At 74.1% G+C, this 16,863-nt stretch carries 16 protein-coding genes and 1 riboswitch; of the genes, 14 read left to right on the plus strand and 2 right to left on the minus strand.

What is annotated here, in order from left to right:
- Positions 1-115: 115 nt before the first annotated feature.
- The 11 genes from ACWDXC_RS07410 (at position 116) to ACWDXC_RS07460 (ending at position 12,825) form a co-directional block, all read left to right on the plus strand.
- Positions 116-1,207 carry a hypothetical protein gene (locus tag ACWDXC_RS07410; protein ID WP_449979106.1) on the plus strand — a complete coding sequence of 364 codons (1,092 nt, stop codon included), beginning with the start codon at positions 116-118 and terminating at the stop codon, positions 1,205-1,207.
- Complete coding sequence (locus tag ACWDXC_RS07415) at positions 1,194-1,904, plus strand: ubiquinone/menaquinone biosynthesis methyltransferase (protein WP_449979109.1); 711 nt, start codon at positions 1,194-1,196, stop codon at positions 1,902-1,904. The genes ACWDXC_RS07410 and ACWDXC_RS07415 overlap by 14 nt, the downstream gene beginning before the upstream one ends.
- A gap of 34 nt (positions 1,905-1,938) precedes the next feature.
- A complete protein-coding gene (locus ACWDXC_RS07420) occupies positions 1,939-2,937 on the plus strand; it encodes a hypothetical protein (RefSeq protein WP_449979111.1) in 999 nt (332 codons plus the stop codon).
- A 9-nt stretch (positions 2,938-2,946) separates the two neighbouring features.
- Complete coding sequence (locus tag ACWDXC_RS07425; RefSeq protein WP_219516783.1) at positions 2,947-3,183, plus strand: hypothetical protein; 237 nt, start codon at positions 2,947-2,949, stop codon at positions 3,181-3,183.
- 121 nt (positions 3,184-3,304) lie between these two features.
- Complete coding sequence (locus tag ACWDXC_RS07430; RefSeq protein ID WP_449979114.1) at positions 3,305-4,456, plus strand: hypothetical protein; 1,152 nt, start codon at positions 3,305-3,307, stop codon at positions 4,454-4,456.
- Positions 4,453-5,724 (plus strand): hypothetical protein, encoded by a 1,272-nt coding sequence (locus ACWDXC_RS07435; RefSeq protein ID WP_449979116.1) that lies wholly within the window; start codon positions 4,453-4,455, stop codon positions 5,722-5,724. The genes ACWDXC_RS07430 and ACWDXC_RS07435 overlap by 4 nt, the downstream gene beginning before the upstream one ends.
- Complete coding sequence (locus ACWDXC_RS07440; RefSeq protein WP_449979118.1) at positions 5,721-6,107, plus strand: hypothetical protein; 387 nt, start codon at positions 5,721-5,723, stop codon at positions 6,105-6,107. Before ACWDXC_RS07435 ends, ACWDXC_RS07440 begins: the two co-directional genes overlap by 4 nt.
- 72 nt (positions 6,108-6,179) lie before the next feature.
- Positions 6,180-7,967, plus strand: coding sequence for an ATP-binding protein (locus tag ACWDXC_RS07445; RefSeq protein WP_357585545.1), 1,788 nt, complete (start codon positions 6,180-6,182; stop codon positions 7,965-7,967).
- 15 nt (positions 7,968-7,982) lie between these two features.
- Entirely contained in the window at positions 7,983-9,122 is a 1,140-nt protein-coding gene (locus ACWDXC_RS07450; protein WP_449979121.1) for an exonuclease SbcCD subunit D, read from the plus strand.
- On the plus strand, positions 9,122-11,884 hold the full coding sequence (locus ACWDXC_RS07455; protein WP_449979123.1) for an AAA family ATPase: 2,763 nt from the start codon (positions 9,122-9,124) through the stop codon (positions 11,882-11,884). The genes ACWDXC_RS07450 and ACWDXC_RS07455 overlap by 1 nt, the downstream gene beginning before the upstream one ends.
- Positions 11,881-12,825, plus strand: a complete 945-nt coding sequence (locus ACWDXC_RS07460; RefSeq protein WP_449979126.1) for a hypothetical protein — start codon at positions 11,881-11,883, stop codon at positions 12,823-12,825. Before ACWDXC_RS07455 ends, ACWDXC_RS07460 begins: the two co-directional genes overlap by 4 nt.
- Before the next feature lie 5 nt (positions 12,826-12,830).
- Here ACWDXC_RS07460 and ACWDXC_RS07465 read toward each other — a convergent pair whose 3' ends face one another.
- Both ACWDXC_RS07465 and ACWDXC_RS07470 read right to left on the minus strand, forming a co-directional pair.
- Positions 12,831-13,799 carry a rod shape-determining protein gene (locus ACWDXC_RS07465; RefSeq protein ID WP_449979128.1) on the minus strand — a complete coding sequence of 323 codons (969 nt, stop codon included), beginning with the start codon at positions 13,797-13,799 and terminating at the stop codon, positions 12,831-12,833.
- 43 nt (positions 13,800-13,842) lie between these two features.
- Positions 13,843-14,286 carry a CBS domain-containing protein gene (locus ACWDXC_RS07470; protein ID WP_219513741.1) on the minus strand — a complete coding sequence of 148 codons (444 nt, stop codon included), beginning with the start codon at positions 14,284-14,286 and terminating at the stop codon, positions 13,843-13,845.
- A gap of 95 nt (positions 14,287-14,381) precedes the next feature.
- On the opposite strand from ACWDXC_RS07470, the gene ACWDXC_RS07475 reads away from it, so the two are divergent.
- The 3 genes from ACWDXC_RS07475 (at position 14,382) to ACWDXC_RS07485 (ending at position 16,823) form a co-directional block, all read left to right on the plus strand.
- Positions 14,382-14,582, plus strand: coding sequence for a DUF5302 domain-containing protein (locus ACWDXC_RS07475; RefSeq protein WP_219513739.1), 201 nt, complete (start codon positions 14,382-14,384; stop codon positions 14,580-14,582).
- A 166-nt stretch (positions 14,583-14,748) separates the two neighbouring features.
- Positions 14,749-14,881: riboswitch (cyclic di-AMP (ydaO/yuaA leader) on the plus strand.
- Between the two features lie 168 nt (positions 14,882-15,049).
- The gene (locus ACWDXC_RS07480) at positions 15,050-15,844 is read left to right on the plus strand and encodes a hypothetical protein (protein WP_449979131.1); all 795 of its coding nucleotides are present in this window, start codon (positions 15,050-15,052) and stop codon (positions 15,842-15,844) included.
- 130 nt (positions 15,845-15,974) lie between these two features.
- On the plus strand, positions 15,975-16,823 hold the full coding sequence (locus ACWDXC_RS07485) for an alpha/beta fold hydrolase (protein ID WP_449979134.1): 849 nt from the start codon (positions 15,975-15,977) through the stop codon (positions 16,821-16,823).
- Positions 16,824-16,863 lie beyond the last annotated feature (40 nt).

Consider the following 16,863-nt stretch of genomic DNA (forward strand, 5'->3'; position numbering starts at 1 on the left):
GACCGCACGACACACCGCATGTCCCCGCCCGCACAGATCCCCCCGGCGGGGGATCCGCCGGGCCGGGCAGGTGGACAGACTCGGCCGGTGAGTCCGGGATCGGGGGGAGGTGAGCATGCGTCGTCTCACGGCATCGGCGATCTCCGCGGCGACGCTCGCGGTGGCCGCCCTGTGGTGGTTCGTCCCCGGCAGCTATCCGTACGGCGCGGCGGCCAAGGTCACGGTGGGCGTCAACCACTGGATCGAACGCGGGCCGGGCGTGGGCCTGATGGCGGCCGCCGGCGTGCTGGGCGTGCTGGTGGCGCTCGGCGTCCGGTCCTGGCCCAGGGCCGCCGGCGCGGTCGCCGGGGTCCTGAGCGCCTTCTTCCTCCTGGTGATGTCCGACGCCTCCGTGCTGTCGTCCATCGGCTACGCCCTGATCCCCGCCGCCCTGCTGGGGATCGCCGGGCTGGTGGCGGTGGGCTGCGTCCGCCGCAGGCCCGTCGCGTACGTGCTGGCGGTGCTGCTCCCGGCCGGGCTCGTCGCGTCGCTCACCATGACCGACGCGGTCGCCCGCTACCTGGTCAACGTGGCCTCCGGGTTCGGCGAGTTCGGCGGGCGGATCGCCTGGTCGTGGGCGATGGCGATCGCCGCGGTCGGCTGGGCGTGGCTGGCCTACGGCTCGTTCGCGCGCGAGCGGAAGGCGGCGGTCCCGGGGTGGGGGAAGGCGGTCACGATCGCGGCCGCCCTCTGTCCCGTGCCGTACGGGGTGACGCGGCTGACGTGGGCGACGCCGTGGCCGCTCGGCGGCTACGACCCGCGCACCGGCCACATCACGCTGATCGCCGTGGAGGCCGGCGACGCGGCCACCCGCATCCAGGGGTTCCTGATCGGCCTGAGCGCCGTCCTGGCCCTCGTGCTGACGCTCGGCCTGATCAGCCGGTGGGGCGAGACCGTGCCGCGATGGGTGCCCCGGCTGGGCGGGCGGCCCGTCCCGGTGATGCTGGCCGTCGGGCCGGGCGTGTTCGGCGCGGTCGCGCTGTCCGTCTCGGCTCCCGGGGTGCTGGCCGGGGCCGTCCAGATGGGCTCGTGGCTGGACGGTGTCCTGTTCGTCGTGATGTTCCCGTGCCCGATCTGGGGTCCGTTGCTGGGGGCCGCGGTGTTCGCCTACTGGGCGCGCCGCAGAACCGCCGAGAAACCGAGGAGTGCCGCAGTTGCCGTCGCATGAAACGCCTTCGCCCAAAGGCCTGGAGGTCCAGCGGACGTTCGACAAGATCACCGGCTACTACGACCGGATGAACCGGATCATGACGCTCGGGCGGCACGCCGCGTGGTGCCGTGAGGTGGCGGCCGGCGCGCACCTCCCGCCGGGGGGAAGCCTGCTCGACATCGCCACCGGCACCGGCGTCATCGCGCTCGCCGTACGGGACCGGCATCCGGACGCGACCGTCCACGCCGTGGACTTCTCCGGGCGGATGCTCCAGGAGGCGGCCCGCAAACCGGGCGCCGAGGGCATCACCTGGCAGTACGCGGACGCCAACGACCTGCCGTTCGGCGACGCGAGCTTCGACGCCGTCACACACGGCTACCTGCTGCGCAACGTCGAGGACGCCGAGCGGGTGCTGAGGGAGCAGCACCGGGTGCTGAAGCCGGGCGGCCGGGTCGTCATCCTGGAGACCTGCCCGCCGCGCGGGCCGCTGCGCTATCCGGTGGAGCTGGGCGTCCGGATGATGATCCCCCTGCTCGGGCAGGCGGTCGCCGGGGACCGCGAGTCGTACGCGTATCTGAAGGAGTCGACGCTCGGCTTCATGACGCCGCAGCAGGTCGCCGCCATGCTCCGCCGGGCCGGCTTCGAGTCGGTCGCGTGGCGGAAGAAGTTCTTCGGGACCAACATGATCATCTCTGCCCGGAAGCCGCCGGCTTGAGGCTGACACCGTGTCAGGCGCCAAGGTGGCCGGCATGTCGATTCCTTATGTGGGTTCCGGCCCCTACTGCTACGCCAATTCGCTGGCCATGATCCTCGGCGACGAGGCCCCCTCCGCCTCGGTCGTCGAGGTGCTGACCGGCTCCCCGTACGGGATGCAGCTGATCAGCGGGCGGCTGCCGCTGTTCGACCCGTTCGGCTGGGATCCCGAGCAGGGGCTCGACGCCGCGATCGAGCTGCTGGGCTGGACGTGCGCGCGCGAGGACGGCGGCTCGGCGGACGAGGCCGTCGAACGCCTGCGCCGCGCCTGCGCGGCGGGGCCGGTGCTGGCCGGGCCGCTGGAGCTGGGACTGCTGCGCTACCAGCCCGGCTCCGGGCAGGCGGTCGGCGCCGACCACTACCTGGTGGTGCTGGAGGTCACGGACGACACCGTGCTCGTGCACGACCCGCAGGGCTACCCGTACGCCACCCTCCCGGTCGCGGAGTTCGCCGAGTCGTGGCGGGGCGAGCTGATCAGCTACCTGCCCCGGCCGTTCACCATGCGCTCCGCCTTCGTACGGGAGACCCGGGTGAGCCCCGAGGAGGCGTTGCGCCGCTCGCTGCCCGCGGCGCTCGCCTGGCTGGGCGGCCGGACGGACGCGCCCGTCGCCCCCGGCACGCTGGGCCAGGCGGAGGCCGCGGAACGGACCGCCGAGCTGGTGGCCGAGGGGCGGCTCGACCCGCAGGTGCGGGAGCTCCTGCGGGCGTTCGCCGTCCGCGTCGGCGCCCGCCGGGCGAACGACCTGGCCGCCTGCCTGGCCTCGCTGGGCCTGGCGGAGGGCGCCGCCGTCGCCGCGGAACAGGCCCGCCTCGTGGGCGCGCTGCAACTGCCGGTCGTGACCGGGGACGACGCCGCGCTCGCGGCCGGTCTGCGCGCGCTGGCCCCGACCTACGAACGCCTGCGCGCGGCCCTGGCCGATGAGCCTTCGAGGGCATTGCCCGGACCCCGCACCCACGCCCCGGAGGGCATTGCCCGGACCCCGGTAATTAGTTAACTTTCTTTCATGAAGTCGCGTCTGTCAGCCGCGCTCGTCCTGACCGCGGCCGCCCTCGTCGCCACGTCCGCCCCCGCCCAGGCCGCCTCCTACGTCAAGCACGCCTCCTACGGCTGGCCCGACCAGTGCCAGTGGTTCGGCAACCAGGGCACGGTCAACCACACCTGGAGCTCGTACTACTGCGAGACCGTCATCCCCACCAACTGGATGGCGCCCGGCCTCTACAACCTGTGGGTCCAGTACTGACGAACGTACGGCCCGGAGTTCCGGCCGGGCCGTAAACAGGCAGCTTATCGGGCTTTATGCGCGGCTGACCTCCCGTCTGACACGATCTCCGCGCTCGGTGGACGGGAGAAGGGGGCAACAGATGGCCACGACGAACGCCGGCATAAGGCGATTACTGGCGGACTCCGGAGAGGCCCGCACCTGGGTATCGCCCCGGACGGACCTGGTCACGGCGCTGCTCGGCGTCTGGTTCGGCGTCGGGCTGATGATCGACGCCTGGGCCCACACCCAGCTCTCGGCCGAGCTGGAGACGTTCTTCACCCCCTGGCACGCGGTGTTCTACTCGGGGTTCGCGGCGGTGTCCGCCTGGCTCATCTGGCAGGTGCTCCGCAACACCCGCACCGGGCGGCAAGGGGTGGCCGCGGTGCCGATGGGCTACCTGGCCGGGCTGGTGGCGGTGCCCGCGTTCGCCGCGTTCGGGTTCGCCGACATGATGTGGCACACGGTGCTCGGCATCGAGACCTCGCTCGACATCCTGTTCAGCCCCTCGCATCTCGGGCTCATCGTGACGATGCTGCTCATCATCACCACCCCGCTCCGCTCGGCCTGGAAGGCGCCGGACGTGGGGGACCGGCCGTCGCTCGGGCGGCTGCTGCCCGCGCTGATCGGGCTGGCGTTCGCGACCACGCTCGTGTCGCTGTTCCTGTCGTACGGCGACGCGATGCAGTGGGACGGCGATAGCGTCGTGGCCGCCTTCTCCAACGAGGAGATGCCCGGCCACCTGGCCGCGTCGATGGTCATGACCAACGTGATCATGCTGGCTCCGGTGCTGCTGCTCGTGCGCCGCTGGGAGCTGCCGTTCGGCAGCATGACCGTGATGTACGGGATCGCCGTCCTGATGCCGGGCGCGCAGACGGCGTTCGGCAACGTGCCGATCCTGCTCTCGTTCGTGGCGGCCGGGCTGGCCGGCGACGTGCTGATCCGGTTGCTGCGTCCCTCGGCGCGGCGGCGGGGCGCCTACTGGGCGTTCGCCGGGCTGTCGGCGTTCGTGACCTGGTCGCTGTACATGGGGGTGGCCTCGGCGGTGGCCGGGCGGCTGCCCACGGTGCCCGAGCTGTGGACCGGCTCGCCCATCGTCGCCGGGCTGGTCGGCCTGGCGCTCGGCGCGCTGTTCCTGCCCAACGCCGCCGGCGACGACCCCGCCGGCCACAATCCCCCCGGCCACAATCCCGCCGGCCGCAATGCCGCCGGTGACAGCCCCGCCGCGTCCCGCCCCGGCGTCGCGCGAGGATGATCAGGGCGTTCCTGCTCGCCGCCGTCCTGGTGGTGGTGTTCGCCGCTCCGGCCGCCGCGCACAACGTCACGGCCGGGGCGGACCTGCGGATCGCGCAGACGATCGCGGGCGCCGAGGTCACGCTGGTGATCAAGGGGACGTCGCGCGTGCCCGGCCCGCTGCGCATCGGCGTCGTCGCCTACGAACGCGCCGACGGGCTGCCGGTGAGCCTGGAGATCCGCTCGCTGACCGGTGGCCACACGGTCACGGGCACGGCACGGGCCGCGGCGGAGCCCGCGTACACCGAGCTCAGGGTCGAGGAGACGGGCCCGCACCAGCTCACGCTGCGCGCCGGGAGCGAGGTCGCGGTGGTGCCGTTCCGCGTCCTGGTGGAGCGCGGGTCGGCGGGGGACTTCCTCGTCTACGGCGGGCTGTTCGCGGCCGGGCTGCTGCTGGTGGGCGGCCTGCTCACCGGCGCGACCTCCCGGCGCGGCCCGGCGATGCTGCTGTCCGCCGGAGCCGCGGCCGGGGTGACGGTGGCGGCCATGGTCGTCGTCTTCGAGCCGATGCTGCCGCCCGGCCCGCCCGACGGCGCCGCCCCGACCGCCACCGCCCAGCCGGCGGGCGGCCGCCCGTTCGCGCAGGCGCGGATGGAGACCGCCCCGGCCCGCCCGGCCCCCGGTCAGGAGTTCACGCTGCGCGTCGACCTCACCGACGGCTCCACCGGCAGGCCGGTCGACGACCTCGTCTCCCACCACGAGGCGCTCGCCCACGTGGTCGTGACCAGCGAGGACGGCCGCTACTTCCGCCACGTCCACCCGCTGCGCACCGCCCCGGGTCGCCTGGAGGTCAGGCTCCGCGCCGACCGCCCCGGCCGCTACCTCGCCTACGCCGAGCTGGAACGCGAGGACTCCGGCGGCCAGCTCCTCACCGGAGAGTTCGCCGTCGACGGCGAACCCGTTGCCCCCGCCGCCGAGCAGACCTTCGCCCCCACGCTGCGGCCCGCCGCCCCGGTCGCGGGCCGCCCGGCGACGATCGAGCTGCCCGCCGAGGGCCGGGTGCGGCCCTGGCTCGGCATGGCCGGCCACCTGATCGTACGGAACCAGGACGGATCATTCCTCGGCCACGTCCACGAGATGGGCACGGCCGGGGACCGCCTCCGCTTCACCTTCAGCTTCCCCCGCCCGGGACGGTACCTGGCCTGGGCCCAGCACGCCACGGACGGCCGCATCGTGACCATGCCCTTCACCGTCGACGTGACCGGACCCGGATCGGCGTCCGCCGGATGAGACGCCTGATCGCCCTCGCCGCCCTCCTGGTGGCCGCCGCCGCGCTCTTCGTCGCCGGCCGCGCCCTGGGCGCCGAGCCGCTGACCCTGACCATCGCCGGCTCCCGCTACACCGCCACCGTCGTGATCGACCCGCCCAGGACCGGGGCCGTCGTCGTCGAGACGCGCGTGACCTCGGGCGACGCGGACGGCCTGGCCCTATCGGCGGTCATGCCCGACATGGGCCACGCCATGCCCGAGCTCAGCGCGGCGGAACGGGAGCCGGGCCGGTTCGTCGCCGAGGGCGAGCTGTTCACCATGTCCGGCGTGTGGGACGTGTCCATCCGCCTGACCGGCCCGGCAGGGGAGGAGACCCTCACGGCCAAGGCCCTCATCAGCGGCTAGCCCGGCCGTCCCGGCCAGGCCGGACGCCGAAGCTGTCCGTCATAGTCGGTGGCGCCGGTTACGCTGCGGTGGATGACGACGGTGGGGGTGGAGAGACACGTGACGGTCAACGGGGTGACGAGCGCCGCGGTGGCGGTCCCGGCAGGCGAAGCGGTCGGCCGGGTGCTCGGCACGCAGTCGGCCTCACCGCTGTCGTTCTGGATCGGGCTGGAGCCCGGCAAGGTCGTCCAGCTCGACGACGTGGTCGTGACCAGGCGCGAGGTGCCCGGCCACGGGCCGGTCCTGATGGCGGGCGTGGTCAGCACCGTCGAGGCCCGCCACGAGGGCGCCGCCTACGACTCCGACGTGTTCCTCATCGCCGACGGCGCGCTGCCCGCCGCCGTCGTCGAGGTCGCCGAGGTGCGCGTCACCCGGGTCGAGCCCGAGGTGTTCGTGCCGCCGCTGCCCGGCGCGCAGGTCTACCTCGCCGGCGCCGGCGACCGCGACCAGGCGCTCTACTTCGACGTGATGGACCGCCGCATCCCCATCGGCACCGGCCGCGACGGCCAGCCGCTGTACGTGAACTTCGACTTCCTCGACGGCACCCGCGGCGCCCACGTGTCGATCTCCGGCGTGTCCGGCGTGGCGACCAAGACCTCGTTCGCCACGTTCATGCTCTACTCGATCTTCAACTCGGGCGTGCTCGGCGGCGAGGCGGCCAACACCAAGGCGCTGATCTTCTCCGTCAAGGGCGAGGACCTGCTCTTCCTCGACCACGACAACAGCCGCCTCGACGAGGCCGCCCGCAGCGTCTACGGGCGGCTCGGGCTGCCCGCCAGGCCCTTCTCCAGCGTCCACGTCTTCGCCCCGCCCCGGCCCGGCGACCCCAACGGCGTCCCCCACGTCTCGGCCCGCACCCAGGGGGTCAGCTCGTTCTTCTGGACCCTGGTGGAGTTCTGCCAGGAGGAGCTGCTGCGGTTCGTCTTCGCCGACGCCGACGACGAGCGCGCCGGCTACTCGCTGCTCGTCGGCCAGGTCGCCGCCCGGCTGCACTCCTGGGCCGAGCCCGTCGGCGACGGCGGCGCCGTCCGCATCAGGGGCACCGCCTGCCGCACCTTCTCCGACCTGGTCGAGCTGCTGTCCGACCAGCTCCAGGACGAGGCCTCCCGCCACGAGTGGACCGGCGCGACCACGCCCCTCGGCACCGTCAACGCCTTCCTGCGCCGCCTGCGCAGCGCCGTACGCCCCCTGTCGCCCATCGTCCGCGGCGACCTGCCGTTCTTCCGCGCCCACACCATCCGCACCTCCGACGCCCAGGTGTCCATCGTCGACCTGCACAACCTGCCCGAGCGGGCGCAGCGGTTCGTGGTCGGCGTGGTGCTGCGCGGCGAGTTCCACCGCAAGGAGTCGTCCGGCACCGCCAAGCCGCTGCTGTTCGTGGTGCTCGACGAGCTCAACAAGTACGCCCCGCGCGAGGGCGAGTCGCCCATCAAGGAGATTCTGCTCGACGTCGCCGAACGCGGCCGCAGCCTCGGCGTCATCCTCATCGGCGCCCAGCAGACCGCCTCCGAGGTCGAACGCCGCATCGTCGCCAACAGCGCCGTGCGCGTCGCCGGCCGCCTCGACTCCGCCGAGGCCACCAGGTCCGAGTACGGCTGGCTGCCCCCGGCCGTGCGCGAGCGCGCCACGATCGCCAAACCCGGCACCATGTTCGTGGCCCAGCCGGAGATCCCGGTGCCGCTGGCCGTCGCGTTCCCCTTCCCCGCCTGGGCCACCCGGCCGTCCGAGGCGGTGGCCGTGACGAGACCCGGGGCCCCCGCGACCCCGGCGGACCCGTTCCAGGGGCTGCCCGGCCCCGAAGACGACATCCCGCCGTTCTGACGAGGAGGTGACCACGTGAAGATCCTGCACACCGCCGACTGGCACGTGGGCAAGGTGCTCAAAGGCCGCTCGCGCGCCGACGAGCACCGGCAGGTGCTGCGCGAGCTGGTCGCCACCGCCCGCGCCGAGGACGTCGACGCCGTCATCGTCGCCGGCGACCTGTTCGACACCTCCGCGCCCACCCCCGAGGCGCAGTCGCTGGTGCTGCCCGCCCTCATGGCGCTGCGCGAGGACGGCCGCGACGTGGTGGTGCTGGCCGGAAACCACGACAGCGCGCCGCTGTTCGAGGTCTACCGGCCGGTGCTCGGCGCGCTCGGCCTGCACGTCGTGGGCGCCTTCCGCCGCCCCGACGCCGGGGGCACGCTCTCCTTCACCGCGCGCTCCGGCGAGCCGGTGCGCCTGGCCGTGCTGCCCTTCCTGTCCCATCGCTACGTGGTGCGCGCCGCCGAGGTGCTCACCGGCACCGCCGCCGAGCACAACCGCGACTACGCCGCCCGCATCGGCGAGCTCGTCGGCGCGCTCACCGCGAGCTTCACCGGCGACACCGTCAACCTGATCACCACCCACGGCACCCTGCCCGGCGGCCGGTTCGGCGGCGGCGAGCGCGAAGCCCAGTCGATCTTCTCCTACTACTTCGAGCCGACCGCCTTCCCGCCCGCCACCCAGTACGCCGCCCTCGGCCACCTGCACCGCCGCCAGCAGATCCCCGGCCCCTGCCCGATCTGGTACAGCGGCTCGCCCATCGCCGTCGACTTCGGCGAGGAGGGCAACGAGCCCGGCGCGCTGCTCGTCGACGTCGCCCCCGGCCGCCCCGCCGTGGTCCGCGAGGTCGCCTTCCCCGGCGCCCGGAGGCTCCGCACCGTACGGGGCACGCTGGAACAGCTGGAGACCGTCGAGGCGGGCGACGACTGGCTCAAGGTGGTCGTCGAGGAGAAACCCCGCGTCGGCCTCGCCGACCAGGTGCGCGAACTGCTGCCCGGCGCCGTCGACGTGGTGATCGACGAACGGTTCCGGCCCGTGCACGCCGTACGCAGGCCGGGATCCGCCGCCCGCAGCCCGCGCGAGCTGTTCCGCGCCTACCTCGCCGACTCCGGGCGCGAGGACGAGCGCGTGGCCACCCTGTTCGACCGCCTGCACGACGAGGTGACCGGCTGATGCGACCCCTGCTGCTGCACGTCGAAGGCTTCGGCAGCTTCCGCGGCGCGACCGAGATCTCCTTCGCCGACACCGACTACTTCGCCCTCGTCGGCCCCACCGGCGCGGGCAAGAGCACGATCATCGACGCTCTCTGCTTCGCCCTGTACGGGACGGTCCCGCGCTGGGGCAAGGAGAACGTGATCGCCCACGCCCTCGCCCCCTCCGCCGCCGCCGGCAAGGTCGGCCTCGTCTTCGAAAGCGGCGGACGCCGCTACGGCGTCGTGCGCGCCCTGGTCCGCGACAGCAAGGGCACCGTGCGCACCAAGGAGGCCAGGCTCGACGAGCTGACCCCCGGCGCCACCGGCTTCGACGAGGTCGCCAGACCCGTCGCCGAAGGCGAGAACGTCACCACCGAGGTCCAGCGCGTCACCGGGCTCGAATACCGGTTCTTCACCCAGTGCGTGGTGCTGCCCCAGGGCCGCTTCGCCGAGTTCCTGCACGCCGCCCCCCGCGAACGCCAGGACCTGCTCGTCCAGCTGCTCGACGCCGACGTCTACGACCGCATCCGGCAGCGCGCGGCGGCCGAGGAGGAGCAGGCCAGGCAGGCGGCCACCTTCGCCCGCAACCAGCTCGCCAAGCTGTCCGGCGCCACCGACGAGGCCGAGCGCGAGGCGCGGGAGCGCGCCGGCTCGCTGCGCGCGCTCGCCGACGGCATCGGCGCCGACCTGGAGCTGCTGCGCGCCAGGGACGCCGAACACCAGCGCACCCGCGAGGCGCTCGCCGCGCTCACCGACCGCATCACCGCGCTCCGCTCGCTCACCATGCCGACCGAGGTGCCCACCCTCGCCGCCACCGCCCGCGAGGCCGCCGACGCCGTCACCGCGCTGGAGGCCGAGGCCGCCACGCTCGCCGCCGACGAGCAGGCCGCCGAGGCGGCGCTCGCCGGCCTGGGCGACCGCGCCGCGTTCGTCGCCGCGCTGGCCGCCCTCGACGCCCTCGACCGCGCCGAACGGGCCGCCGCCGCCGCGCACGCCACCGCCGCCGAGACGGCCGCCCGCGTCCCCGCGCTCGCCGCCCGCCTCGCCGAGGCCCGCGACCGGCTCGCCGCCGCCGAGACCGTCCGCGACCGGCTCCGCGACGCTCACGCGGGCGCCGGGCTCGCCGCCCGCCTGACGGCCGGCGACCCCTGCCCCGTCTGCCTGCGCCCCGTCACCGACCCGCCCAGCCACGGCGCCCTGTCCGACCTCGGTACGGCCGAGCGCGCCGTGTCCATCGCCCGCGGCGACGCCGACCAGGCGCGGACCGAGCACGGCAAGGCCGAGACGTCCGCCGCGATGCTCGCCGACCAGGCCGCCCGCCTCGACGCCGACCTCGCCCACCACCGCGCCGCCTGCGCCGCCGCCCTCCACCCCCTCCACCCCTACGGCCTCCCCACCCCCACCAACCCCGCCGGAACCACCACGTCCGGTGGGGCCTCCGCATCCGACGGGACCTCCGCGCCCGACGGGGCCTCCGCGCCCGACGGGGCCTCCGCGTCCGCCGGAGCCTCCGCGTCCGCCGGGGTGGCCTCCCTGGAGGGCGCCCGCCCCGGAAGCGGCGCCGCCTCTCCGGACGGGGCTGGTCCTGGGCCCGGCGCCGCCTCCCCAGAGGGCGCCGCGCCTTCCGGGGGTGGCCGTCCCGTACGGGGTGCCGCCCCTGGGGAGGGCTCGCGGGGGTCGCGTGGGGGCCTTGACGGCGACGTGGTCCGGGGGTTCATCGAGGCGCGGCTGGCCGACATGGGGAAGGCGGAGAAGGTGGCCGCGGAGGCGCGGTCGGCGGCGCGGGGCTGCCGGACCCGGCTGGAGCAGGCACGGACGCGGGCGGTGCGGGCGGCGCGGCAGGGCGAGGACGCCTGGCGCGCCCTGGAGGCCGCCCGGGACCGGCTGCTCACGCTGGGCGGGCACGCGGAGGCGCCGCCACCGGTGGACCGGGCCGATCTGCATCACGCCTGGAGCGACCTGATCGAGTGGCGCAACCAGGCGGGCATCGCCACCCGGGTGGTCGTCGACGAGACGGAGCGGGCCCTGGCCGAGCTGGCGGCCAGGCGTGACGCCGAACGGGCCGCGCTCCTCGACCGCCTCACCGACCACGGCGTCCCCGTACCGGGAGGTGGGGCCGGGGGACCGGACCAGCTCGCCGCGGCGGTGGCGGCGGCCGTGACCAGGTCGGAGGCGGCGCTGGAGCGCATCCGCGAGGACCGCGCGAAGGTGGCCGAGCTGACCGCGGAGGTGACCGAGCACGACCAGGCGGCCCAGGTGGCGCACGAGCTGGACCTGCGGCTGCGCGCCAACGCGTTCGAGCGCTGGCTGTGCGCCGAGGCGCTGGCGCTGCTGGTCGCCACCGCGTCCGACACGTTGCGGGAGCTGTCCGACGGGCAGTACGAGCTCGTTCTGGGCAGCCGCAGCGAGATCGAGGTGATCGACCACGCGGAGGCGGGGATGCGGCGCAGCGCTCGCACGCTGTCGGGCGGCGAGACGTTCCAGGCGGCGCTGGCGCTGGCCCTGGCGCTGTCGGGCACGGTCGCCCGCGGGCTGGAGTCGATCTTCCTGGACGAGGGCTTCGGCACCCTGGACCCCGCCACGCTCGACACGGTGGCCACCACGCTCGAACGGCTCGCCTCGGGCCAGGAGCGCATGGTGGGCGTCGTCACGCACGTCCCGGCGCTGGCGGAGCGCGTCCCCGTACGGTTCGAGGTCAGCCGCGACACCGAGGGCTCGCACGTGCGCCGGGTGGGCCCATGACCGGGTTCACCGTCGACCCGTGGGATCCGGGCTACGCGGCGGCGCTGGCCGTGGAGGCCCTGTCGGAGCTGGGCACGACGAGCGCCGAGCTGATCCTGGACGTCGAGCGGCCGGTGGCCGACTGGAAGCCCGTCCGGCCGGGCCCCGGCGTGGACGCGCCCGACACGCTGCTGGTGGCCGACGGGGTGCGGCGGATCGACGCCCGCGTGTGGGTGTCGGACGCCGACGCGCCGATGCCGCTGCCGGGCATCGCGGCCTCGTTCGCGGCGGGCATCGTCCGCTGCGGGCCGGGCGGCGCGGATCTGGCGGCGATCGAGGTCGGCCGTTCGCTGATCAGCGCGTCGCCGTACGCGCCGGAGGTCAAGACGGCGCACGCCGTCTACCGGCCGGGGCGGGCGGCCGACTCCAGCATGGAGGAGCTGTCGCTGGCGCTCCAGCGCCAGGTGACCCAGCTGGAGGTGGACCTGGCCGTCAGGCACCGGGCCGGCACGAGTGACCTGCTGCTGGTCGACGGCCCGCTGCGCGGGCGCACCCACCTGCCCAACACGGTCGGCTACATCAAGACCCACCACACCGCCTACCTGCCGCCGCCGCAGTCGGCGGTCGTGTCGGCGCTCGCGCCGGGGGAGCGCACGCCGGTGTTCCTCATGGGGACGAGCTGGCGGCGGCACGCCTGGTACGTGCGGCTTCCGGTACGGTCCTCGACCCCGTGGGCGGGGATCGCGCGGTGCGAGGCGAGCGCCGAGCTGGAGCCCGCCCAGGTGACGCGGCTGGCCGACGAGCTCACGCTGGCGCTGCCGCCGCTGGCGGGCGTCGACTACAAGGACCCGCGCGCCCCGCAGAACCTCGTCCCGATCGGCGGCCTGGAGAAGCTGCTGCGCCACCATCTGGGCGACCCGCGCCTGCTCTACCGGGCGTTGCGCACGGCCTCACAGGAGTAGACCGGCTAGGGCGTGCGTCCGGGCCACCGGCGGTCGACGTAGCGGGCCAGGCCCAGGGCGACGGTCTCGACCGGCTGGTCGGCGCGGCGGACCGGGATGGCCAGGGCGGTGCGCAGCCGCCGGGCCAGGCCGCGTAGCAGGGAGCCGCCGCCCGCGAGGGTGGCGCCGCGCTCGCCGAGGTCGGCGGCCAGTTCGGGCGGGCAGTGCTCCACGGCGCGGGCGGCGGCCCGGACGATCGCGTCGACCGGCTGCCTGGTCGCCTCGTAGAGGTCGTGCACCGGGACCGTGACCACGCGCTCGCACCCGGTCTCCGGGTCGTGGCCGTGGACGAGGACCTGGCGGTGCAGCGGCTTCCAGGCGGTGCCGGCGTCGCGTTTGACGGCCTCGGCCTCGCTCTCGCTGATGAGGATGCCGTGCCGGTGTTCGACGAGGCGGGCGATGGCGCGGTTCATGTCGTCGCCGCCGACGCCGGTGGACGCGGCCGTCACCACGTCGCCGCCCGCCAGGACGGCGATCCTGGTGAGGCCGGGGCCGATGTCGACGACCATCGCGCCGGCGGGCTCGTCCAGCGCCACTCCGGCCCCGAGGGCCACCGCCAGCGCGTGCGGCACGAGGACCACGCCGCGCGCGTCGGCCTCGTACGCCAGGTCGCCGAGCGTCCGCGCGACGATCGGCGAGCAGCCGTCGGGCAGGGCCATGACCAGGCGCGGCCTGGTGAACTTGTGCACCCTGTGCACGAAGTGGCGGATGAGGAGCCGGGCCAGCTCGGGGTCTCCCGGCATGCCGCCGCGCACCGGCCAGCAGGTGTCGCCGCAGCAGACGGCCTGGGCGCCGAACCTGACGGCCCGGCCCGTCTCGGGACTTCGCGCGACGGCCGTGGGCTCGTTGAGCACGATGCCCCGGCCTCGTGCGTGGATCTGGGTGCTGACACTGCCGAGATCGATCGCGAGATCCCGGCCGAGCGGGCTCACCATGACCGGAATCTGCCCGCCATCGGGTCAAGGCAACACCAAGGAGCTAGTGCGGCAGCGACTGGCCCATCAGCGCCTGGAGCGTGACGCCGCCCAGCAGGGCGCCGTCGTCGACGACGGCGACGAGCGGGCTGTGCGTGCGGGCCATGAGCGCGGCCAGCTCCAGCAGGGTGGCGTCGCCGTCGGCGATGGGCAGCTCGCGCGGCTGCTCGGGCAGGGTCTCGCGGACCGTGCGCTCGCCGAGGCCGCGCATGAACGCGTCGGCGTGCTCCTCGTCGACGACCCTGGCCAGGGCGGGGTCGTCGAGGCAGTAGCGGGGGACGGCCAGGCGCAGCACCTGGGTGCCGGGCAGGATCGTGCGCGGACGGCCGTCGTCGTCGAGCACGATGAGCCCCGGCAGCCCGTGCTCGGCCAGCAGCCGGGCGGCGTCGGCCGCGCGGGTGTCGAGCGTCACGGTCGGGAAGTCGCTGACGAGATCGCGTGCGCGCACAGGCTCACCCTAACCGCTGGGCGGCCGTCCCGGTTTCGCGCCGTGTGGGCGATCGTGCGAAGCTGTGTACGTCCCTCAACACCAGGAGGTCCTCCATGGCGGAAACACCGGAGCCGGAAGTCAGCGAGACTCCCGAGGACGAGATGAAGCGCAAGTTCCGCGAGGCGCTGGAGCGCAAGCGCAACCAGGCCGCGGGCACGAGCGCGGGTGGCAGGGGCGCCGACGCCGCGAAGATTCACGGGGCACACGGGCCGGCTGCCAGCAAGCGATCTTTCAGGCGCAAGAGCGGCGGCTGAGATCCTGGCGTTTCAGGGGGGTACGGCAATGCCGTGCCCCCCTTTTCTTGACCCTCCTAGGTAGATCTTCGCCTGATTCATGGTGTTACCTTTGCGTTTGTCCGGTTTGGCATATACATTGGGTGGCGTTACCAGGTGGTGACCTAGCCCTTCACCAGGAAGAGGCGGCCACCTGGCGCCGAATCCCTCACGGGAACCGGGGACCCAACTTCTGGGGTGAATCCGGCCCTTCGCGGCCGGTAGGGCATCTCCACGCCCGAACCCGTCAGCTAACCCGGTAGGCGAGATGGAGAGGACACCCTACCTGTGATGTACCGCTGCGTCGTACCCCCAGCCCGCGCCCACTGAGCGGCACCACTTCCCCGAACTTCTCGCGCTCCGCGTAGCGACCGTTTGGCGTTCTGCCCGGCTACGCCCTTCTGAGTGAGCGCTTTTCCCCATTGCCTAACAAAGGACTTTACTTTTTCATGTCTGCTCGTATCGGCATGCGTTCCTTCGCCCTGCTCACCGCCACCGCCGCCGGCGCCCTCGCCTTCGGGGCCGGCGCCGCCCACGCCGACGTCGACGAGAGCCAGAAGGTGCTGCTGAAGGGCGCGACCACCGCGTCCTACTTCTGGGACGACTCCTCCGGCCGCGCCGGTGACACGGGTCTGCCCGCCAGTGGCAAGCCCATGCAGAAGGGCCTGGCCGCCAGCCCGAGCTGGCCGCTGATGACCGAGGGCTACGTCGTCTACAAGGGCAAGAAGATGCCCTTCTTCGTGGGTGACCGCGGTCCCGGCAACCCGTCCAACAACGGCGTCATGCTCGACCTGGACGCCAAGACGTTCGCCGAGCTGACCGGCGGCAAGTTCAACTCCAGCACGCTGATGGTCGACGGCAACGGCGGCAAGGGCCACATCGAGGTCCAGTACGTCATCACCAAGTGGGGCGACGGCGTGGGCAAGAAGAACCACCCCGTGGCCTTCTCGACCGGCGCCTGGTCCCGCGTGGACCGCAACCCGGCCCAGCCGCCGACCATCCTGGCGGAGAAGAAGACCGAGGAGAGCAAGCCCCGCGTCGAGGCTCCCGGCAGCGGCGGCGTCGCTCCGGCCGCGTACACCGCGAGCGAGCGCCCCGCGGGCGGCGGCTCCAAGCCCGCCGCCGCGGCGGCCGGCGAGGAGACCGGTGGCGTCGGTGGCGCCGTGCTGGCCGGCGGTCTCGCCCTGGCCGGTGGCGGCGTGATCCTCGGCCGCGACCGGCTCCGCAAGCTGATGGGCCGCTGACCCTGACGGGCAGCTGACCCAGCAAGGAGCTCAGGCGTCCGAGCCGTCCCCCGGCCGGGCGCCTGAGCCTTCCGCATGGGTGGCCGGGCGTGCTTTACGCGGGACGAATTAGAAGGTAATTCTAGTATCCGTGACCACCCACGCCTCGGCGAACGGCATCGACCTCGCCTACGAGAGCTTCGGCTCACCTGACGGGCGCCCGCTCCTGCTCATCATGGGGCTGGGCGCCCAGCTCATCCACTGGGACGACGACCTCTGCACGGCCCTGGCCGGCCAGGGGCATCACGTCGTCCGGTTCGACAACCGCGACGCCGGTCTGTCCACGCACTTCCACGAGGCGGGCGTGCCCGACTTCCGGGGCGCCGCCCCGTACCTGCTGGACGACATGGCCGACGACGCCGCCGGGCTCATGGACGCGCTCGGCTGGCCCGCGGCGCACGTCATGGGCGCGTCGATGGGCGGCATGATCGCCCAGACGCTGGCCGTGCGCCACCCGGAACGGGTGCTCACCCTCACCTCGATCATGTCGACCACCGGCCCCGCGGTCGCCCCGCCGACCGAGGCCGCGGGCGCGGTGCTGTTCGGCGCGCCGCCGGCCGACCGGGAGGCGGTCCTGGCGCAGGCGCTCAAGACCTGGTCGGTGATCGGCTCGCCGGGCTACGAGATGGACCGCGAGCGCGTCCTGCGGCTGGCCGGCCTGGCCTTCGACCGCTGCTTCGACCCGCCGGGCACGGCCCGCCAGCTCGCCGCGATCATGGCCTCCGGCGACCGCACCGAGGGCCTGGCGGCCGTCAAGGTGCCGACGCTGGTCGTGCACGGCGAGGACGACCAGCTCGTCCCGGTCGAGGGCGGGCGCGCCACGGCGGCGGCCATCGATGGGGCCGAGCTGCTGACGTTCCCTGGCATGGGGCACGACCTTCCCCGCCCGCTCTGGCCCGAGATCGTCGCCGCCGTGACGCGGCTCACCTCCCGCGTGTGACGGTGGCTCGTGCCCGCCGCGCCCCGGGCACGAGCCACCG

The organism is Nonomuraea sp. NPDC003214, from assembly GCF_053590035.1.

Bases quoted from the DNA above. Each gene is read 5' to 3' on its own strand.
- ACWDXC_RS07410 (WP_449979106.1), top strand. From the start codon at position 116: ATGCGTCGTCTCACGGCATCGGCGATCTCCGCGGCGACGCTCGCGGTG.
- ACWDXC_RS07420 (WP_449979111.1), top strand. From the start codon at position 1,939: ATGTCGATTCCTTATGTGGGTTCCGGCCCCTACTGCTACGCCAATTCG.
- ACWDXC_RS07425 (WP_219516783.1), top strand. From the start codon at position 2,947: ATGAAGTCGCGTCTGTCAGCCGCGCTCGTCCTGACCGCGGCCGCCCTC.
- ACWDXC_RS07430 (WP_449979114.1), top strand. From the start codon at position 3,305: ATGGCCACGACGAACGCCGGCATAAGGCGATTACTGGCGGACTCCGGA.
- ACWDXC_RS07435 (WP_449979116.1), top strand. From the start codon at position 4,453: ATGATCAGGGCGTTCCTGCTCGCCGCCGTCCTGGTGGTGGTGTTCGCC.
- ACWDXC_RS07440 (WP_449979118.1), top strand. From the start codon at position 5,721: ATGAGACGCCTGATCGCCCTCGCCGCCCTCCTGGTGGCCGCCGCCGCG.
- ACWDXC_RS07445 (WP_357585545.1), top strand. From the start codon at position 6,180: ATGACGACGGTGGGGGTGGAGAGACACGTGACGGTCAACGGGGTGACG.
- ACWDXC_RS07455 (WP_449979123.1), top strand. From the start codon at position 9,122: ATGCGACCCCTGCTGCTGCACGTCGAAGGCTTCGGCAGCTTCCGCGGC.
- ACWDXC_RS07460 (WP_449979126.1), top strand. From the start codon at position 11,881: ATGACCGGGTTCACCGTCGACCCGTGGGATCCGGGCTACGCGGCGGCG.
- ACWDXC_RS07465 (WP_449979128.1), bottom strand. From the start codon at position 13,799: ATGGTGAGCCCGCTCGGCCGGGATCTCGCGATCGATCTCGGCAGTGTC.
- ACWDXC_RS07475 (WP_219513739.1), top strand. From the start codon at position 14,382: ATGGCGGAAACACCGGAGCCGGAAGTCAGCGAGACTCCCGAGGACGAG.
- ACWDXC_RS07480 (WP_449979131.1), top strand. From the start codon at position 15,050: ATGTCTGCTCGTATCGGCATGCGTTCCTTCGCCCTGCTCACCGCCACC.